This window comes from Streptomyces sp. NPDC058284 (assembly GCF_042881135.1).
Classification (GTDB): domain Bacteria; phylum Actinomycetota; class Actinomycetes; order Streptomycetales; family Streptomycetaceae; genus Streptomyces.
On the sequence record NZ_JBHVYE010000025.1, the window covers coordinates 61199 to 75457 of the forward strand.

18 protein-coding genes are annotated in these 14259 nt (G+C 71.5%); 9 read left to right on the plus strand and 9 right to left on the minus strand.

Annotation, left to right across the window (positions count from 1 at the left end):
• Positions 1-52 precede the first annotated feature (52 nt).
• From ACFVYR_RS28895 to ACFVYR_RS28915, 5 genes are all read left to right on the plus strand, one after another.
• Entirely contained in the window at positions 53-331 is a 279-nt protein-coding gene (locus ACFVYR_RS28895; RefSeq protein ID WP_384262938.1) for a hypothetical protein, read from the plus strand.
• A 244-nt stretch (positions 332-575) separates the two neighbouring features.
• Positions 576-1076, plus strand: coding sequence for a DUF5949 family protein (locus tag ACFVYR_RS28900; RefSeq protein ID WP_384262892.1), 501 nt, complete (start codon positions 576-578; stop codon positions 1074-1076).
• On the plus strand, positions 1076-1750 hold the full coding sequence (locus tag ACFVYR_RS28905) for a vitamin K epoxide reductase family protein (protein WP_384262889.1): 675 nt from the start codon (positions 1076-1078) through the stop codon (positions 1748-1750). The genes ACFVYR_RS28900 and ACFVYR_RS28905 overlap by 1 nt, the downstream gene beginning before the upstream one ends.
• Positions 1726-2295 (plus strand): tyrosinase family oxidase copper chaperone, encoded by a 570-nt coding sequence (locus ACFVYR_RS28910; RefSeq protein WP_384262886.1) that lies wholly within the window; start codon positions 1726-1728, stop codon positions 2293-2295. The genes ACFVYR_RS28905 and ACFVYR_RS28910 overlap by 25 nt, the downstream gene beginning before the upstream one ends.
• Before the next feature lie 36 nt (positions 2296-2331).
• Positions 2332-3204 carry a tyrosinase family protein gene (locus tag ACFVYR_RS28915; protein WP_384262883.1) on the plus strand — a complete coding sequence of 291 codons (873 nt, stop codon included), beginning with the start codon at positions 2332-2334 and terminating at the stop codon, positions 3202-3204.
• Between the two features lie 86 nt (positions 3205-3290).
• Here ACFVYR_RS28915 and ACFVYR_RS28920 read toward each other — a convergent pair whose 3' ends face one another.
• Positions 3291-3620, minus strand: a complete 330-nt coding sequence (locus ACFVYR_RS28920) for a chaplin (RefSeq protein WP_384262880.1) — start codon at positions 3618-3620, stop codon at positions 3291-3293.
• A 347-nt stretch (positions 3621-3967) separates the two neighbouring features.
• On the opposite strand from ACFVYR_RS28920, the gene ACFVYR_RS28925 reads away from it, so the two are divergent.
• A complete protein-coding gene (locus tag ACFVYR_RS28925) occupies positions 3968-4270 on the plus strand; it encodes a hypothetical protein (RefSeq protein ID WP_384262877.1) in 303 nt (100 codons plus the stop codon).
• A 70-nt stretch (positions 4271-4340) separates the two neighbouring features.
• On the opposite strand, the gene ACFVYR_RS28930 is transcribed toward ACFVYR_RS28925, so the two are convergent.
• Together ACFVYR_RS28930 and ACFVYR_RS28935 are read right to left on the minus strand one after the other, a co-directional pair.
• On the minus strand, positions 4341-4991 hold the full coding sequence (locus ACFVYR_RS28930; protein ID WP_384262874.1) for a M23 family metallopeptidase: 651 nt from the start codon (positions 4989-4991) through the stop codon (positions 4341-4343).
• Positions 4992-5057: 66 nt separating this feature from the next.
• Positions 5058-5486 (minus strand): STAS domain-containing protein, encoded by a 429-nt coding sequence (locus ACFVYR_RS28935; RefSeq protein ID WP_384262871.1) that lies wholly within the window; start codon positions 5484-5486, stop codon positions 5058-5060.
• Positions 5487-5741: 255 nt separating this feature from the next.
• Here ACFVYR_RS28935 and ACFVYR_RS28940 point away from each other — a divergent pair, with 255 nt between their 5' ends.
• Positions 5742-6959 carry an FAD-dependent monooxygenase gene (locus ACFVYR_RS28940; protein WP_384262869.1) on the plus strand — a complete coding sequence of 406 codons (1218 nt, stop codon included), beginning with the start codon at positions 5742-5744 and terminating at the stop codon, positions 6957-6959.
• Positions 6960-7376: 417 nt separating this feature from the next.
• Here the strand turns inward: ACFVYR_RS28940 and ACFVYR_RS28945 are convergent, their stop codons facing one another.
• From ACFVYR_RS28945 to ACFVYR_RS28960, 4 genes are all read right to left on the minus strand, one after another.
• Positions 7377-7631, minus strand: coding sequence for a hypothetical protein (locus ACFVYR_RS28945; RefSeq protein ID WP_384261763.1), 255 nt, complete (start codon positions 7629-7631; stop codon positions 7377-7379).
• Between the two features lie 109 nt (positions 7632-7740).
• A complete protein-coding gene (locus ACFVYR_RS28950; RefSeq protein WP_384261765.1) occupies positions 7741-8286 on the minus strand; it encodes a hypothetical protein in 546 nt (181 codons plus the stop codon).
• 245 nt (positions 8287-8531) lie between these two features.
• Positions 8532-9098 carry a hypothetical protein gene (locus ACFVYR_RS28955; RefSeq protein ID WP_384261843.1) on the minus strand — a complete coding sequence of 189 codons (567 nt, stop codon included), beginning with the start codon at positions 9096-9098 and terminating at the stop codon, positions 8532-8534.
• A 103-nt stretch (positions 9099-9201) separates the two neighbouring features.
• On the minus strand, positions 9202-9651 hold the full coding sequence (locus ACFVYR_RS28960; RefSeq protein ID WP_384261767.1) for a DoxX family protein: 450 nt from the start codon (positions 9649-9651) through the stop codon (positions 9202-9204).
• Between the two features lie 198 nt (positions 9652-9849).
• Here ACFVYR_RS28960 and ACFVYR_RS28965 point away from each other — a divergent pair, with 198 nt between their 5' ends.
• Together ACFVYR_RS28965 and ACFVYR_RS28970 are read left to right on the plus strand one after the other, a co-directional pair.
• A complete protein-coding gene (locus tag ACFVYR_RS28965) occupies positions 9850-11079 on the plus strand; it encodes an amidohydrolase family protein (RefSeq protein WP_384261769.1) in 1230 nt (409 codons plus the stop codon).
• Positions 11080-11195: 116 nt separating this feature from the next.
• Positions 11196-12116 carry an FkbM family methyltransferase gene (locus tag ACFVYR_RS28970; protein WP_384261772.1) on the plus strand — a complete coding sequence of 307 codons (921 nt, stop codon included), beginning with the start codon at positions 11196-11198 and terminating at the stop codon, positions 12114-12116.
• Between the two features lie 121 nt (positions 12117-12237).
• Here the strand turns inward: ACFVYR_RS28970 and ACFVYR_RS28975 are convergent, their stop codons facing one another.
• Positions 12238-12999, minus strand: coding sequence for a glycosyltransferase family 2 protein (locus tag ACFVYR_RS28975; protein ID WP_384261774.1), 762 nt, complete (start codon positions 12997-12999; stop codon positions 12238-12240).
• A gap of 5 nt (positions 13000-13004) precedes the next feature.
• Complete coding sequence (locus ACFVYR_RS28980) at positions 13005-13802, minus strand: GntR family transcriptional regulator (RefSeq protein ID WP_384261776.1); 798 nt, start codon at positions 13800-13802, stop codon at positions 13005-13007.
• Between the last annotated feature and the right edge of the window lie 457 nt (positions 13803-14259).

Below are 14259 nucleotides of genomic sequence, written 5' to 3' on the forward strand. Positions count from 1 at the left end.
TGCCTGAACGGTTCTCCCACGGGCGACACGCGTTGCCAAAGAAAGGAACATGATGAAGGCCCTGAAGGCTGCCGCAGTCCTTGCCGGTTCGATCGCCATCGCCGGTTCCGCCGCGCCTGCGTTCGCCGGCGACCTGGCGCCCACCAGCCTCAACGGCGGTCTCGACGCCCTCACCGGCCAGTCCCTGCTCAAGACCAAGCCGGTGGGCACGAACATGCTCGACACCGAGAACGAGGACTCCGTCGTCAACGCGGTCAAGGGCATCACGGAGGGCCTGAACGAGGGCGGCGGCCCCGCCGGGCTCCTCGGCGGACTCCCCCTAGGCAAGTAGGGCCTCTCCCTTCCACGGGCGCGCCCCGGGCAGCCGTTCGAGCAGGCAAGGGCCGGTCACCTCTTCCACGGACCGGCCCTTCGGTGTGCCGGCGAAACCCTGCCCGTCGGTGGCGCGTGCGTTCGGCCGCGCCGCCCCACGGGCGCCGACCGGGTGACCCCATCGTGTGATGCCGTACCCGCGCTGGGCCACACGGGTGACAACGGACCCGGGCCGGTCCTCCGGCGTCTATACGGTTCCCCCCATGACCTCAACTTCCAGCGAACAGCGCCCCCTGCGAGCAACAGATCTGGGAACCGTGGCCGTTCTCGCCTGGAGCGGTGAGCACCCCGAGGACGAGAGGGACATGCCCTTCCTGCTGGCCTACTCCCTCGGGGACACCGAGGGCGGCCCCGAGGCCACCGCCGCGGCGCTGGCCGCCCTCCTCACGGAAGCGGGCCTGCCGATCGGCGGCCCCCTCTTCGACGGCGCGCGCCACCCCTCCCTGCCGGTGAGCCTGCTCGTCGAGGGCGACAACGTCGTGGTCAACATGCCCGGCCTGAACGCGCAGTGCGTGGTGCCGCCGGAGTGGATCGCCGCCGTCAAGCTGCGCGGCCACGCCTACTTCATGGCCACCACGCGCGCGTGGCCCGATGCCAAGCCGGGCGAGCCCGTGTCGGAAGAGAGCCTCAGCGAGTTCGCCGGGTCCGAGGAGACCATGGTCAACGCCGCCCACTGCCTGCTGCCCGCACGCAGCCTGCGCTGATGCGCCGCACCGCCGAACCGCCGCCCACGCTCCCGCTCCAGGCCGTCGGCGCACCCGGCGCGGCCCCCGCCGCGGCGCCCTCCACCCCGGCGCCCCGGGAGCAGGAGGCGGGCCCTTCCCTCGGCGCGCTCCTGGTGGTCACGGGCGTCGCGGGGCTCCTTGCCGCGTGGGTCATCACCCTCGACAAGTTCAGGCTGATGGAGGACCCGGACTTCGTCCCCGGGTGCAGCCTCAACCCGGTGGTCGCCTGCGGAAACATCATGAAGAGCGAGCAGGCCGCCGCCTTCGGATTCCCCAACCCGATGCTCGGGCTCGTCGCGTACGCGGTGGTGGTGTGCGTCGGAGCGGGCCTGCTCGGCGGCGCCCGCTTTCCCCGCTGGTACTGGCTGGCCCTCAACGCGGGAACGGCGTTCGGCGTCGCGTTCTGCGCCTGGCTGCAGTTCCAGTCCCTCTACCGCATCCACTCCCTCTGCCTGTGGTGCTGCCTGGCCTGGGCCGCGACCGTCGTCATGTTCTGGTACGTGACCTCGCACAACGTACGGTGCGGATTCCTGCCCGCTCCCCGGGGCGTACGGGCCTTCCTGGCCGACTTCACCTGGGTGCTTCCCGCGCTGCACATGGGCGTCATCGGCATGCTCGTCCTCACCCGGTGGTGGGATTTCTGGACGAGCTGAACCGGGTGGACCCGGCCCCGGACCGGATGACCCGTCGCCATCTCATCGCCGCCGCCGCCACGGCCCTCCTCGTCGCCGCGGGCATCATCGAGGCGGTGCCTGACGAGCCCGTGCGGGAACCACTGCCGCCGGGGCCGCTCACACCGAACCTGGCCGCCCCGGGTCTCGCCGGTCCTTACCCGGACGGAGCGGACTCCTCGGCCACGTCCGAAGGCCCGCCGTTCGACGAGGTGTACCGGGGCCGGCGCATCCGGGGCGAGCCGGTCGCCCACCGGGGCGGGGCCGCGCACCCGGGCCTGCGAGTCACCGTCGACGGGAGGCGGCTCGGGCTCATGCGCCGCGCGGACGGCGGCTACCTCAGCATGGTGGACCACTACCAGTCGTACGCGACGCCGCTGGCCGCCGCCCGCGCGGCCGTCGACGAGCTCGGCCCCGGACAGGCCCTGACCGGAGCGACCGAGCCGACCGGAGCGACCGAGCCGACCGGACCGACCGGACCGACCGGACCGACCGGACCGACCGGACCGGCCGGCCACGGTCACTGAACCGGCCGCGTACCCCTGGCCGCAGAAGGGACGGGCATGGCCCACACGCGCAGGAACCAGAGCCGTCTCAGCCGCGCGGAGCGGCGGCGCTTCGTCGACGCGCTCCTGAAGCTCAAACGGCGCGGCGAGTACGACGAGTTCGTCCGTATGCACATCGACTTCTACGTGTCGGACGGGGACGAGCGGCTGCGGGTCGCCCACATGGCGCCCTCGTTCTTCCCCTGGCACCGCCGCTTCCTGCTCGAATTCGAACGGGCACTGCAGCGCGTCGACTCCGGCGTCACCGTCCCCTACTGGGACTGGACGAAGGACCGTACGCCCGCCGCGTCACTGTGGGGCGCGGACCTGATGGGCGGCAACGGCCGGCGCTCCGACCGCCAGGTCATGACCGGCCCCTTCGCCCACAGGAACGGGCACTGGGTCATCAAGGAGGCCGTCACCGACGGGGAGTTCCTGATGCGGGACCTCGGGCGGCCCCACGACCCCGTCGCCCTGCCGACCGCCAGGGACGTGCGCCGGGCCATGGCCGACGCCCGGTACGACGTGGCGCCGTGGGACTCCACGTCGCCCGGCGGGTTCCGCAACAAGCTGGAGGGCTGGACGTCGGCGAAGGGCAAGGAGCGCTGGCGCAACCACAACCGCGTGCACCGCTGGGTCGGCGGGCACATGCTGGGCGGCGCCTCGGTGAACGACCCGGTCTTCTGGCTCAACCACGCCTTCGTGGACCTCCTGTGGGACCGGTGGCAGCGCCGCCACCCGCGCTCGGCCCCCTACCTGCCGGCCCGGCCGCCGGGCCCGGGCTCCGCCCAGCACGAGCGCATCGTCGCCCGCCACGAGCCGATGCCCCCGTGGGACGTCAAGCCGGACGAGCTCCTCTCCCACAAGGGGCAGTACACCTACGGAAGGTAGGAGCCGTCGGCGCAGGGCGTGCGGCGGCACGGGACATGGCGAGGCCCCCGGCGGAACGCACACCGGGGGCCGGGCCGAGGCCGGTGTCAGCCGCCGTAGCCCGGACCGCCGTGGTGCCCGTGGTGGCCGTGGTGCCCGTGGTGCCCGTGGTGCCCGTGGTGGTTCTGCTTGTCGCCACCGGGGTTGGCGCACTTGTTGCCGAACGTGGGGTTCAGCAGGCCGATGACGTCAACGGTGTTGCCGCAGAGGTTCACCGGAATGTTGACCGGGACCTGGAGCAGGTTGCCCGAGAGCACACCGGGGGAGTTGGCGGCTCCGCCCTGCGCACCGGCGTCCGCCATGGCCATACCGGCGCCACCGAGGATGACGGCACCGGTCCCGAGGGTGGCGACGGCTGCCTTCGCGATGCGAGACATCACGTTCTCCTTTGACTTTGGATTAAGCGGCTGCCTACACACAGTCGCGTCATTGCTAACGTCGGCCGTCAAGGCGAGGTCACGGCAGATGAGGGTTCGAATGCCGCCGGGGAGTTTCGATTTCACGGGAATCCGAACGGGCCGTCCGCGGGTCCATTGTGCAATTCGGAGAAGCGCCCGGGCCGAGCGACGCGCACCGGGGGCGATATGTGGGACAAGTTGGTCCGTGCGGGTGGCACGTGCCGCGGTGCTGGCGTGTCCCGCGTCCACGGCACGGCGAATGAGCTTCCCGAGTGAGGGCGCCGCGAAAACCGTGTCCTTCCCGGCTTTCAGCCGTTTCTGAGGACATGACATCAGCACGACGACTCATCGCCGCCGTCTCGCTGGCCGCGGGAGCAGCGGCCCTCGCCACGCCGTCAGCCCAGGCGGCGGCGCCGCCCAGCCCGGACGCGGGCAAGATCTCGCCGGTCGCCGTCCTCGACGACGTCACCAAGATCGGCATTCCCGAGGAGCGGCGCGCCGAGCTGCCGACCCTCGCGAGCCAGCTCAGCGGCCTCAACCAGCTCAAGAAGCTCGAGCAGCTGAACGAGCTGCACCAGATCACGGACCTGGTGGCGCCCGTCACGGGCCTGGTGCCCGGCATTCAGTAGCCCGCGACAGCGGTCCGGCAGCAGGTCGGAGGAGATCCAGTCGGAGGAGATCCAGTCGGAGGAGATCCAGTCAGAGGAGATCCACTCCACGGCCGGCCAGATAACGCACCGGATCGATGTCGGATCCGTAGCCGCGACGGGCCCGTACCTCCAGGTGGAGGTGCGGGCCCGTCGCGCGTCCTGTCGCCCCGCTCCTGCCGAGCAGGGCCCCGGCGCGGACCCGCCGTCCCACGCGTACCGAGACCCGCGAGAGGTGGGCCACCAACGCGTAGTGGCCGTCGGGCATCCGCACCGTCACGGCGTTGCCGTACGCGCCCGACCACCCCGCGACGAGCACGGTGCCGCCGCCGACGGCGTAGACCGGCGTGCCCTGCGGGACGCCCAGGTCGATGCCGGTGTGATGCCCGGCGAGCCAGTCCCCGCGCACTCCGTAGCGCGCGGTGACCCTGAAGTCGCGCCGGAGGGGCAGTGCGTACTTCCGCGCCGGTTCTTCCTGTGGTGCGCGCAGCTCGTCCGGGGCGAACCGCTCGTCCGCCTCGGCCAGGGCGTCCTCGAACTCCGCGTCGTAGCCGCCGGTGCAGACGTCGTCGTCCTCGTGGGCGGCCGCGACGCGCGGGACGGCCAGCGACACCGCACCACCGGCCAGCAACGCGGCGGCCGCACCCAGAGCGCGGCGCCGGGTGGGGGCCGCTTCCGTCACGCTCGCTATGTCGTGTTCCATGTCCGCCAGCACACTGGTGCCTGGCCCGCCGCGCATCTCGGGTTGAGCCGCCCGGGGTACGCCGCGCTACGCGGGCGGTGACACGCCCTCGTCCGTACTGCGCCCGGCGGGCGGCGGCCAGTGCGGACGGGCGGGCTCCGGCAGCGCGCGCAGGGCCTGCCCGACCGAGGTGTACGACGAGAACAGGGCCGTGCTCCCGCTGTGTTCGAGGAGCGCGGCCACCCGGCGGCCCACCCCCGCGAGCATCAGGTCGCCGGTCCTGCGGCGCAGCAGCCAGTGCAGGGCGAGCAGGCAGTTGAGTCCGCGCGAGTCGCAGAACGTCAGCGCGGTCACGTCGAGGATGATGTGCCGGTTGCCCGCGTCGACCACTCCGGCCACCGTGTCCATGAAGTACTTCTCGGAGGCCTGGTCGAGTTCGCCGCTGACCCTGAGCACGGCGCAGACGTCGGAGTGCGCGAGGGCCGCGATGGACAATCGGTGGGGCGGCGTGCCCATCGCACCTCCAGGGGCCGACATCGTTTGCCGTTCGACATCATGTCCGATCCGGCTCGGGTGATCTGCTCTTTGCGGGTATACAGGATCGGCGGGAGGACGTCAGCCACTGGGGGCAAGTCCCAGCTGACACGCGGACGGCGACGAAGGACGCCCTACGACGACACCGTGTCCGCTTTCGGCCGTTACGCTCCCTATACGCATACCTTGGTCATCCGTGTTGCCCCTCCTCCCGGCCTACATGATGCAGGAGCGTGCGTGAAGATCGATTGCGTCGGCGGCGGGCCTGCCTCCCTGTACCTCGCCATCCTCGCCAGACTGCGGGACCCGGACCACGAGGTCACCGTCCACGAGCGGCACGCCGCAGGCACCAGCTACGGCTGGGGCGTGACCTACTGGCCCGACCTCCTCACCGACCTGTACGCCCACGACCCCGTCTCCGCACGGCTCATCGAGGAGAACTCCGTCTGCTGGCGGGGCGGATTCGCCTACGTCGGCGACCGGACCACCGCGCACGACGGGGACCCCGGGCACGCCATCGGCCGCCACCGGCTGCGCACCATCCTCGCGGGACGGGCCCGCGATCTTGGCGTACGACTGGAGTTCGGCAAGGAGATCGGCAGCCTCGCCGAGCTGTCCGGCGCGGACCTCGTCGTCGCCGGGGACGGCGCGCACAGCGGGCTGCGCACCGCGTACGCCGAGGAGTTCGGCACCCGGATCACCACAGGTGCCAACCGGTTTATCTGGCTCGGCACGACCCGGGTGTTCACCGCGTTCACCTTCGCCTTCGTCGAGACCGACCACGGCTGGATCTGGTGCTACGCCTACGGGTTCAGCGGCGAGCACAGCACCTGCGTCGTGGAGTGCTCCGAGGCGACCTGGACGGCGCTCGGCTTCGGCCGGACCGGGAACGACGACACCTTGCGGCTCCTGGAGAAGCTCTTCGCGGAGCTGCTCGACGGCCACGCGCTGCTCGGCCGCAAGGACATCGAGAGCCACGCCCAGTGGCAGGCCTTCCCGACGGTCACCAACACGTCCTGGTCGCACGGCAACCTCGCGCTGATCGGCGACGCCGCGCACACCACGCACTACTCCATCGGGGCCGGCACCACGCTCGCGCTGCGCGACGCGATGGGTCTGGCCCGCGCCCTGGGCTCCGCCGCCGGGCCACCGGACCTCCCCGCCGCCCTCACCGCGTACGAACGGGAGCGCAAGCAGGCGCTGCTCTCGGTGCAGAGCGCCGCCCGGCACAGCGCCCAGTGGTACGAGAACCTGCCCCGCTACATGGGCCTGGCACCGCACCAGATGTTCGCCCTGCTGGGCCAGCGCCACTCGCCGCTGCTGCCGTACGTGCCGCCACAGCTCTACTTCCACCTGGACCGGGCGGTCGGCAGACTCCAGACCCTGCGAAGGATCAAGCAGCACCTGGGCCCACGAGTCGCCCGCACGCTGCAGAGCCGCCGGGCAGGCTCTTAGAGCCTGTGTCATATCCCCGGCCGGGTGGTCGCCGCCTGGCACGCACGCTCGCCGCGTTGCCGAAAAGCCCTAGTAGCTCCGCTACGAGGACTTCCCGGCGCCTTGCGATCGCACGCACCAGACGACGCCCACTGATCCGACCGGGGATATGACACAGGCTCTTAGGCCGTCGACCGCCTCCCCCGGCGGGGTCGGTGCCGCCGGGGGAGGCGTGACCTGACGGGACTGGCCCTAGGGTCTGTCTTTCGGATCAGGCCGGACTTGGGCGGCCTTGCCTTGGGTGGGGCTTGAGCGGGGTCTGGTGCGTGCAGCTGCAAGGCGGAGGAGGGCGGCAACGCGGAGCGTTGACAACCGACGACAACGCCGCAGATGCGCGTGCCAGCCCCCGCGACCCCGGACAGATCCGAAAGACAGGCCCTAGCGCGGGCTGAAGCTCTGCGAGCTGGTCTTCACGGACTTCAGGCCCATCTCGGCCACGGTCAGGCCGGTCTTGCCCGCGTCCATGATCTGCTTGCCCGTCCCGGTCGGGTCCGCGAGGGCCTTGCCGACGGTGTGGCCCACGTTGCGGTGGCCCTCCTCGGAGGGGGCGGCGTGGGCGGGGGCGGCCGCGGCGACGGCGGCGGCGGCCAGGGAGAGCGACAGGGCGGAGAGCATGCGCTTCGAGTTGTTCATGATCTCTCAAACGGCACAGCGAGCCGGAGGGTGCGCCACCGCCGATAGGAACCCGGGCAATTCCACCGTCCGAGCGACGTGAGCGACCCGAGCGGCGTGCGGCGCCTCGTCAGAAGTGCATCATCGCCATCAGCTCCGGGCTGCGCAGACCGGCGGGAACCTCCGGGAGACGCTGGCCCGGACGTATCCAGCCCGCGCGTTCGGCGGCGGCGACGGCGTCCGCCTCGGCCTCGTCGGCCGCGGCGTTCAGCGCCTCGTCCCTGCCGAGCGCGTCCCGGCCCGCGGCGGCCGACGCGGCCTGTGACGCCTTGAGGGCGGACCGGCAGGCGGCGTCGGCGGTTCCGCTCCCGCCGTCGTGCACCCGGCCCACCTGGGCGGCCTGCGCGGCGGCGGCCGCGGCGTTGCGGGCACAGCGGGCGTCGGCCGCCGGGTCGGGGGCGCTCTCCGCGAGCACGGCGAGGGCCTGGACGGACACGCGGGCGGCGTGTGCGGCCTTCCAGGTGCTGTCCTGCTCCGCCGTACCGTGCCGCTCGATGTGCTGGAGGACGGCGGCGGCGCGGGAGGCGGCGCTCCGGGCGCGTGCGGCGTGCAGGGTCCGGAGCGTTGGGGCGAGGGAGGCGGGGGAGACGGGGGAGTGGGGTGAATCGGATGCCACGGGCGTTACGGGGGCTGGGGACGCTTCGGGTGCTTCGGGTGCTTCGGGTGCCTCGCTCATGGCCGTCTCCTCGTCTGCCGGGCGCGGGGTATCGGGGGCCGGGCCTCGGATGCCGGGTGGCGGGCAGGGTGGCATGTCCGGGCGCAACAGGCCATACGTACGCCGGGCTTCGCTCCGGAGGCGGAGGCGAAGGCGGCGGAGGGGGGGGTGGCGGAGGGGGGAGGTGGCGAGGGGTGGTGCGGTCCTCACTCCCCGGTGGCGGGGTGCTGCTCGCGGGGCGGGAGCAGCAGGTCCCGCTGGGGGTGCTTCTCGCCCATGACGCTTCCCTGGATGCCGAGGTCCCGCCGCGCCGCCTCGTGGAAGTCGTTGATCGCCCGGAACGCGGCGCGGTTGCGCTCCCGCCACTCGGCCAGGCTCCCGCCGATCCGGCCGGTGGCCTGCCAGTCGATCTCGGAGAGCAGGGCGTTGAGGTCGTGCCCCGCCTCGATGGCGTCGTCGCCCCCGAGCAGCATCACCCGTTCGAAGGCACTGCCCCAGACCCGGCCGGCCTCCGAGAGGTCCTCGCGGAGTTCCTGTTCCGTCCGCTCGCTCGCGCGCAGGTTCTCGCGGAACTCGTAGAGCCGTACGGAGAGGGCGATCCTGGCCTTCGCGGCGTCGACGTAGTTCCCGTAGGCGTCGACCTTCTTGTCGTCCCAGCGGGTCGACAGCAGGTGCCGGTTCCGGCTGCGCTCCATCAGGTAGTTGGTCGCGTGGGTGGTCAGCGCTCCGAGCAACACGGCGCCGACGGTGACGAGTTGCTCCCCGGTGCCCAACACGAACCGCCCCCAGCCATGGCTCCCCAAGATGACCGGACGATCCTACGAGCCGGCGCCGCACGGGAGACCCCGGCCCGCCTCTGGACGAAGAGCCCCGTCTCTATACGAAGAGCCCCAGCGCGTCGTCCACCGACCACGTCTGCCAGCTCATGGCGAAGAGGCCGACCGCCGAGGCCAGGGCCATCGTGAAGTTCTGCCCCTGCTCGGCCCAGTCGTGGATCATCAGCACGAGGTAGATGAGGTTGAGGACGAGGCCGCCGACGAGGGCGACCGGTGTGAGGAACCCGGCGACGAGGCCGAGCCCGATGGCGAGTTCGGCGTACGCGACGACGTACGCCATCAGGCGCGGCCTGGGCCTCACCACCGTGTCGAACCCCGCCCGCACGACGGGCCACCGGTGCTTCTCGGCGATGCCCGCCGCCCAGCCGATCCCGCCGCCCTTGAACCAGTCCTTCTTGTCCTTGTGGCGCCAGCTCTCCAGCCACCACAGGCCGAGCCCGATCCGGAGCACGGCCAGCCACTCGGCTCCGCTGAGCCAGATCGTCTGCATCGAGCGCCCTCCCGGTGAGCAAGCTGACGGGTCGTCAGTTCAGCGGATGGCGGCCGAACGCGCAAGGGGAGCGGGGGCGTTCTCGTCGCGGGCGTCCGCTTGCCGTCACCCCGGCGAGGCCATAACCTCAATCTGATGGAGCGTCAGATTTGGGTCGAGGAAACCGGCAGGCAGTAGCAGGCAGTAGGGGGCACAGCAGTGGTCACAGCGGCGGACAGCAGCGAGGTCGGCACCAAGGAACTCCCCCGGGTCATCAGCGTGGACGACCACGTGATCGAGCCCGCGCACCTCTTCGAGACGTGGCTCCCGGCCAAGTACCGCGACCGGGGACCGAAGCCCTTCACCGCGGGCATCGGCGATCTGGAGTACATCGGCGGCAAGTACAGGTTCACGACGGACCCGGCCGGTCAGATCACCGACTGGTGGGAGTACGAGGGCAACATCTTCCCGTACAAACGCATCATCGCCGCCGTCGGCTTCTCGCGCGACGAGATGACGCTGGACGGCATCACCCGCGAGCAGATGCGGCGCGGCTGCTGGGACCCCAAGGCCCGTATCGCGGACATGGAGATGAACCACGTCGAGGCCTCGCTCTGCTTCCCGACCTTCCCCCGCTTCTGCGGGCAGACCTTCTCCGAGGCCAAGGACAAGGAGGTCGGCCTCGCCTGCGTCCGGGCGTACAACGACTGGATGGTCGAGGAGTGGTGCGGTGACAGCGGCGGACGCCTCATCCCGCTCTGCCTGATCCCGCTCTGGGACGTGGACCTCGCCGTCGCCGAGATCAGGCGGAACGCCGCCCGTGGGGTGCGCGCCGTCACCTTCAGCGAGATCCCCACCTATCTGGGCCTGCCGTCGATCCACTGCGGGTACTGGGACCCGTTCTTCGCGGCCTGCGAGGAGACCGGGACCGTCGTGAACATGCACATCGGCTCGTCGTCCCAGATGCCGGCCGCGTCCCCGGACGCGCCGCCCGCGGTGCAGGCGTCGCTCTCCTTCAACAACGCGATGGCCTCGATGATGGACTTCCTCTTCAGCGGGGTCCTGGTCAAGTTCCCTCGGCTGAAGCTCGCGTACAGCGAGGGGCAGATGGGCTGGATCCCGTACGCCCTGGAGCGCGCCGACGACGTCTGGGAGGAGCACCGGGCCTGGGGCGGCGTGAAGGACCTCATCCCGGAGCCGCCGTCGACGTACTACTACCGGCAGATCTTCTGCTGCTTCTTCCGCGACAAGCACGGCATCGAGGCGATCGAGACGGTGGGCGTCGACAACGCCACGTTCGAGACGGACTACCCGCACGTCGACTCGACCTGGCCGCACACCAAGGAGGTCGCGGCCGAGCACGTCGGCCATCTCCCCGCGGAGGTGGCGTACAAGCTGCTGCGCGGGAACGCGATCCGCATGCTGGACCTGCCGTTCGACCGGGCCTGAAAGACAGGCTCTGAGACCGGGCCTGCCTGAGGGCGGGCCTGAGACCGGGCCTGAGGGCGAGCGGCCGGGGGCGGGCGGATACGGTTTCGTCCGACCCCGACGAAAGAGGCGACCGGATGAGCACCCCCCTCTCGGAGACGCTGGTCACGCTCGGCCGCAGGTACGTGCGTGACGCGCCAGGCACCTTCGGCAAGGCCGCGCTGGCCGCCCGCTTCCTGAACCCCCGGCTCCGGGAGAACCCGCGCCGGCGGGTCGTCGCCGACCGGCACGGCCTCCGGTTCGCCGTCGACACCCAGGACCTCATCCAGCGCTACGTGTACCTGTTCGGCGCCTGGGAACCCCACATGACGCGCTGGCTGCGGGGGCGCCTCGGCGCCGGGGACGTCTTCATCGACGTCGGCTCGAACGTGGGCTACTTCGCGGTCCTCGGGTCCCGGCTCGTCGGCGCCGAAGGGCGGGTCGTGGCGATCGAGGCCGCGCCCGCGTTCCACCGGAGGGTCCTCCAGCACGCGGAACTGAACGGCTGCGCCAACATCCGCGCCGTCAACGCCGCCGTGTCGGACGAGCGCAAGCCGCTCACGTTCGTCCTCGCCAGCTCGCGCAACATGGGCGCGAACAGCATCGTTCCGTACGACGGCCCCGCGGAGTCGACCTTCGAGACGGAGGCCCGCGTACTGCCGGAACTCCTCGAACCCGACGAGCTCACCCGCGCGCGGGTGATCAAGATCGACGTGGAGGGGGCCGAGGGCGGCGTCATCAGGGGCCTCGCCCCCGCCCTCGACCGCCTCCGCCCCGACGTGGAGATCGCCGTCGAGGTGACGCCCGACCGGATGGAGCAACTCGGGGACTCGGCGGATGAGTTGCTGCAGACCATGCGCGAGGCCGGGTTCCATGCCTACCGGCTGGTCAACGAGTACGCCGCCGACAGCTACCCGGAAGCGGTCCGGCGGCCCGTACCGCCGGTGCGGTGGCGGGAACCGCTGACCGGCGAGACCGAGCTGGTCTTCTCCCGGGTGGACGCGGAGAGGCTGGACTGAGCCGGGGCGGGCGACTGGCCGGGCGCCGAGCCGGGCGCGTACCGGGGGCGCGTCGGCCGCCCTCAGCTCCCGTGCCCCGCCCTCAGCTCCCGTGCCCCGACCTCAGCTCCGTGCCCCGCCCTCAGCTCCCCTCCGCCGGAAAGCGCCACCCGAACCCGGCGAGCGCCCTCGCCCGCGCCTCCACCACCGCCATGCGCGCGTCCCGCTCGCCCGTGTCGACGTGCGCGCTCTGGCCGGTCGCCTGGCCCTCCCACTTGCGGTAGAGCAGGCCCACCTCGGAGGAGAACCAGCCCCGGGCAACGGAGTTGAGGGCCAGCAGGAGCCCCGTGTCCTCGGAGGCCGGCAGCGCCATCCAGCCGCCCAGCGCGACGAGCAGATCGCGGCGGACGAAGAGCGTCGCCGGGTGGACCGGCGCCCGGTAGTCGTGCGCCGCCCAGTAGTCGAGCACCGCCCCGCGCTCGACGGGCCCGTGCTCGGGGTCGCCGGGGAAGCCCGCCGTGGAGCCGTCGGGGAGCAGGTCGAGCACCCGCGAGGTGGCCCAGCCGATGTCCGGGTTCCCTTCGAGCGCCGCGAGGTCGCGGGCGAGCGCCCCGGGAGCGAGCTGGTCATCGGCGTCCAGGATCTTCACGTACGCGCCGTCGGCGTGCGCGAGGGCCATGGTGCGGGCGACACCCGGGCCGCCCGGCCGCCCCTGCCGGAACGACACCCGCGCGTCGTCCGGCACATGGGGCGCGACCTGGTCGGTCCTGCCGTCCTCCTGGATGAGCCAGTGCCACTCCCACCCTTCAGGGAGTTCCTGCTCGCAGAGGGATTTGTAGGCGTCCGCGAGGAACGGCGCCGAGGGCGCGTGGACGGCGGTGACGATGATGACGCGCCGGCGCACGGCACTCACCACCTTTCCAGTGGAGTGGTGAAGACCGCTTCCGTGCGGTCGCCGGGCAGTGTGACGTCGGAGACCTCGACGACGCGGTTGTCGGTGTCGTACGACGTCTTGCGGAGCAGCAGGACGGACGTCCCCGCCGGAAGCTCCAGTTCCGCGGCCTCTTCCGGGGTCGGCGGGCGGGCGGTGAGGCGTTCCTCGACGCGGTCGAGCTCGATGCCGACGGTGCTGAGCTGGTTCTGCGTGCCGCCGGGCCAGGGCTCCCGGGTCTCGTCGAGGAGGGCGGGGTTTCCCGCCACCATGGCGCGGACCAGGTAGGAGGTGGCCAGGTTGAAGGGGGCGCTCTCGGCCGCGTAACGCGTCCGGTAGGTGCGCGCGACCAGCGGCGTGCCCCGGGGGACACCGAAGGCCGCGGCGAGGCTGTCGTCCGCGGGAACCTCGCGATACGCGGCGTGGAAGACGAGGTCACGCAGTTCGAGCCCGGTGTCGCGCTCCGTCGCCCCGGTGCGGGCCCTGCGCTGTTCCGGCTGGTGCACGCGGTTCTTCTCCCACTGGTGGCGGGAGTTGTCGCGGAGCACCTTGGTCCGGACTCGGCGGACGAAGTTGCCGCGGCCGTGCTCCTTCTCGATCAGCCCTTCATCGCGCAGGAGCCGGAGCGCGTCGCGGAGCGTCGGCACGCTGCGCCGGTAGTGCTCGGCGAGCTTCGTCTCGGCGGGCAGCCGCTCGCCGGGCCGCAGCAGACCGGTGCGGATGGCCCTGCGGAGGTCGTCCGCGATCTGCTCGTAGGCCTTCGGTGTGGCGCTCACCCTCCGTACCCTACGACTCCTCAAGAGGAGTTGACGAGCGCGCCGGACGACGGGCCGTACTCCGGGCCGTCCCGGGCCCTGTCACATTCTTGGCGGGTAAGCAATGGCCGAAAGTTTCCATACGAATCGATCTCGAATCGGCCTCAAGCCGATCTTGAGTCGCTCTCAAGCCGATGCTGCGCCGATCTCGCGTCCTAAAGCCGGTGAGGGGTGCGCGCCGCGGAAAGTGCCGGGCAAGTGCGGGGCAATAGCGGGCCCGGACATGGAAGGGCCCGATCGCTGGCGACGGGGGATGCACCAGCGATCGGGCTCTGTATGTAACAGTAACAAAGGTGCCGCAATGTGGGGAGTCAACTCGGCGACGAAAGTGCGGAGTTGTGATCGGGATCACGTCGGGAGATCCACGGCGGATCGGCGGAAGATCCACACGTGATCGGCGCGAGAACCGCATGTGATC

Bases quoted from the DNA above. Each gene is read 5' to 3' on its own strand.
- ACFVYR_RS28970 (WP_384261772.1), top strand. From the start codon at position 11,196: ATGAGCACCCCCCTCTCGGAGACGCTGGTCACGCTCGGCCGCAGGTAC.
- ACFVYR_RS28930 (WP_384262874.1), bottom strand. From the start codon at position 4,991: ATGGAACACGACATAGCGAGCGTGACGGAAGCGGCCCCCACCCGGCGC.
- ACFVYR_RS28895 (WP_384262938.1), top strand. From the start codon at position 53: ATGAAGGCCCTGAAGGCTGCCGCAGTCCTTGCCGGTTCGATCGCCATC.
- ACFVYR_RS28925 (WP_384262877.1), top strand. From the start codon at position 3,968: ATGACATCAGCACGACGACTCATCGCCGCCGTCTCGCTGGCCGCGGGA.
- ACFVYR_RS28945 (WP_384261763.1), bottom strand. From the start codon at position 7,631: ATGAACAACTCGAAGCGCATGCTCTCCGCCCTGTCGCTCTCCCTGGCC.
- ACFVYR_RS28960 (WP_384261767.1), bottom strand. From the start codon at position 9,651: ATGCAGACGATCTGGCTCAGCGGAGCCGAGTGGCTGGCCGTGCTCCGG.
- ACFVYR_RS28900 (WP_384262892.1), top strand. From the start codon at position 576: ATGACCTCAACTTCCAGCGAACAGCGCCCCCTGCGAGCAACAGATCTG.
- ACFVYR_RS28915 (WP_384262883.1), top strand. From the start codon at position 2,332: ATGGCCCACACGCGCAGGAACCAGAGCCGTCTCAGCCGCGCGGAGCGG.
- ACFVYR_RS28920 (WP_384262880.1), bottom strand. From the start codon at position 3,620: ATGTCTCGCATCGCGAAGGCAGCCGTCGCCACCCTCGGGACCGGTGCC.
- ACFVYR_RS28935 (WP_384262871.1), bottom strand. From the start codon at position 5,486: ATGGGCACGCCGCCCCACCGATTGTCCATCGCGGCCCTCGCGCACTCC.
- ACFVYR_RS28905 (WP_384262889.1), top strand. From the start codon at position 1,076: ATGCGCCGCACCGCCGAACCGCCGCCCACGCTCCCGCTCCAGGCCGTC.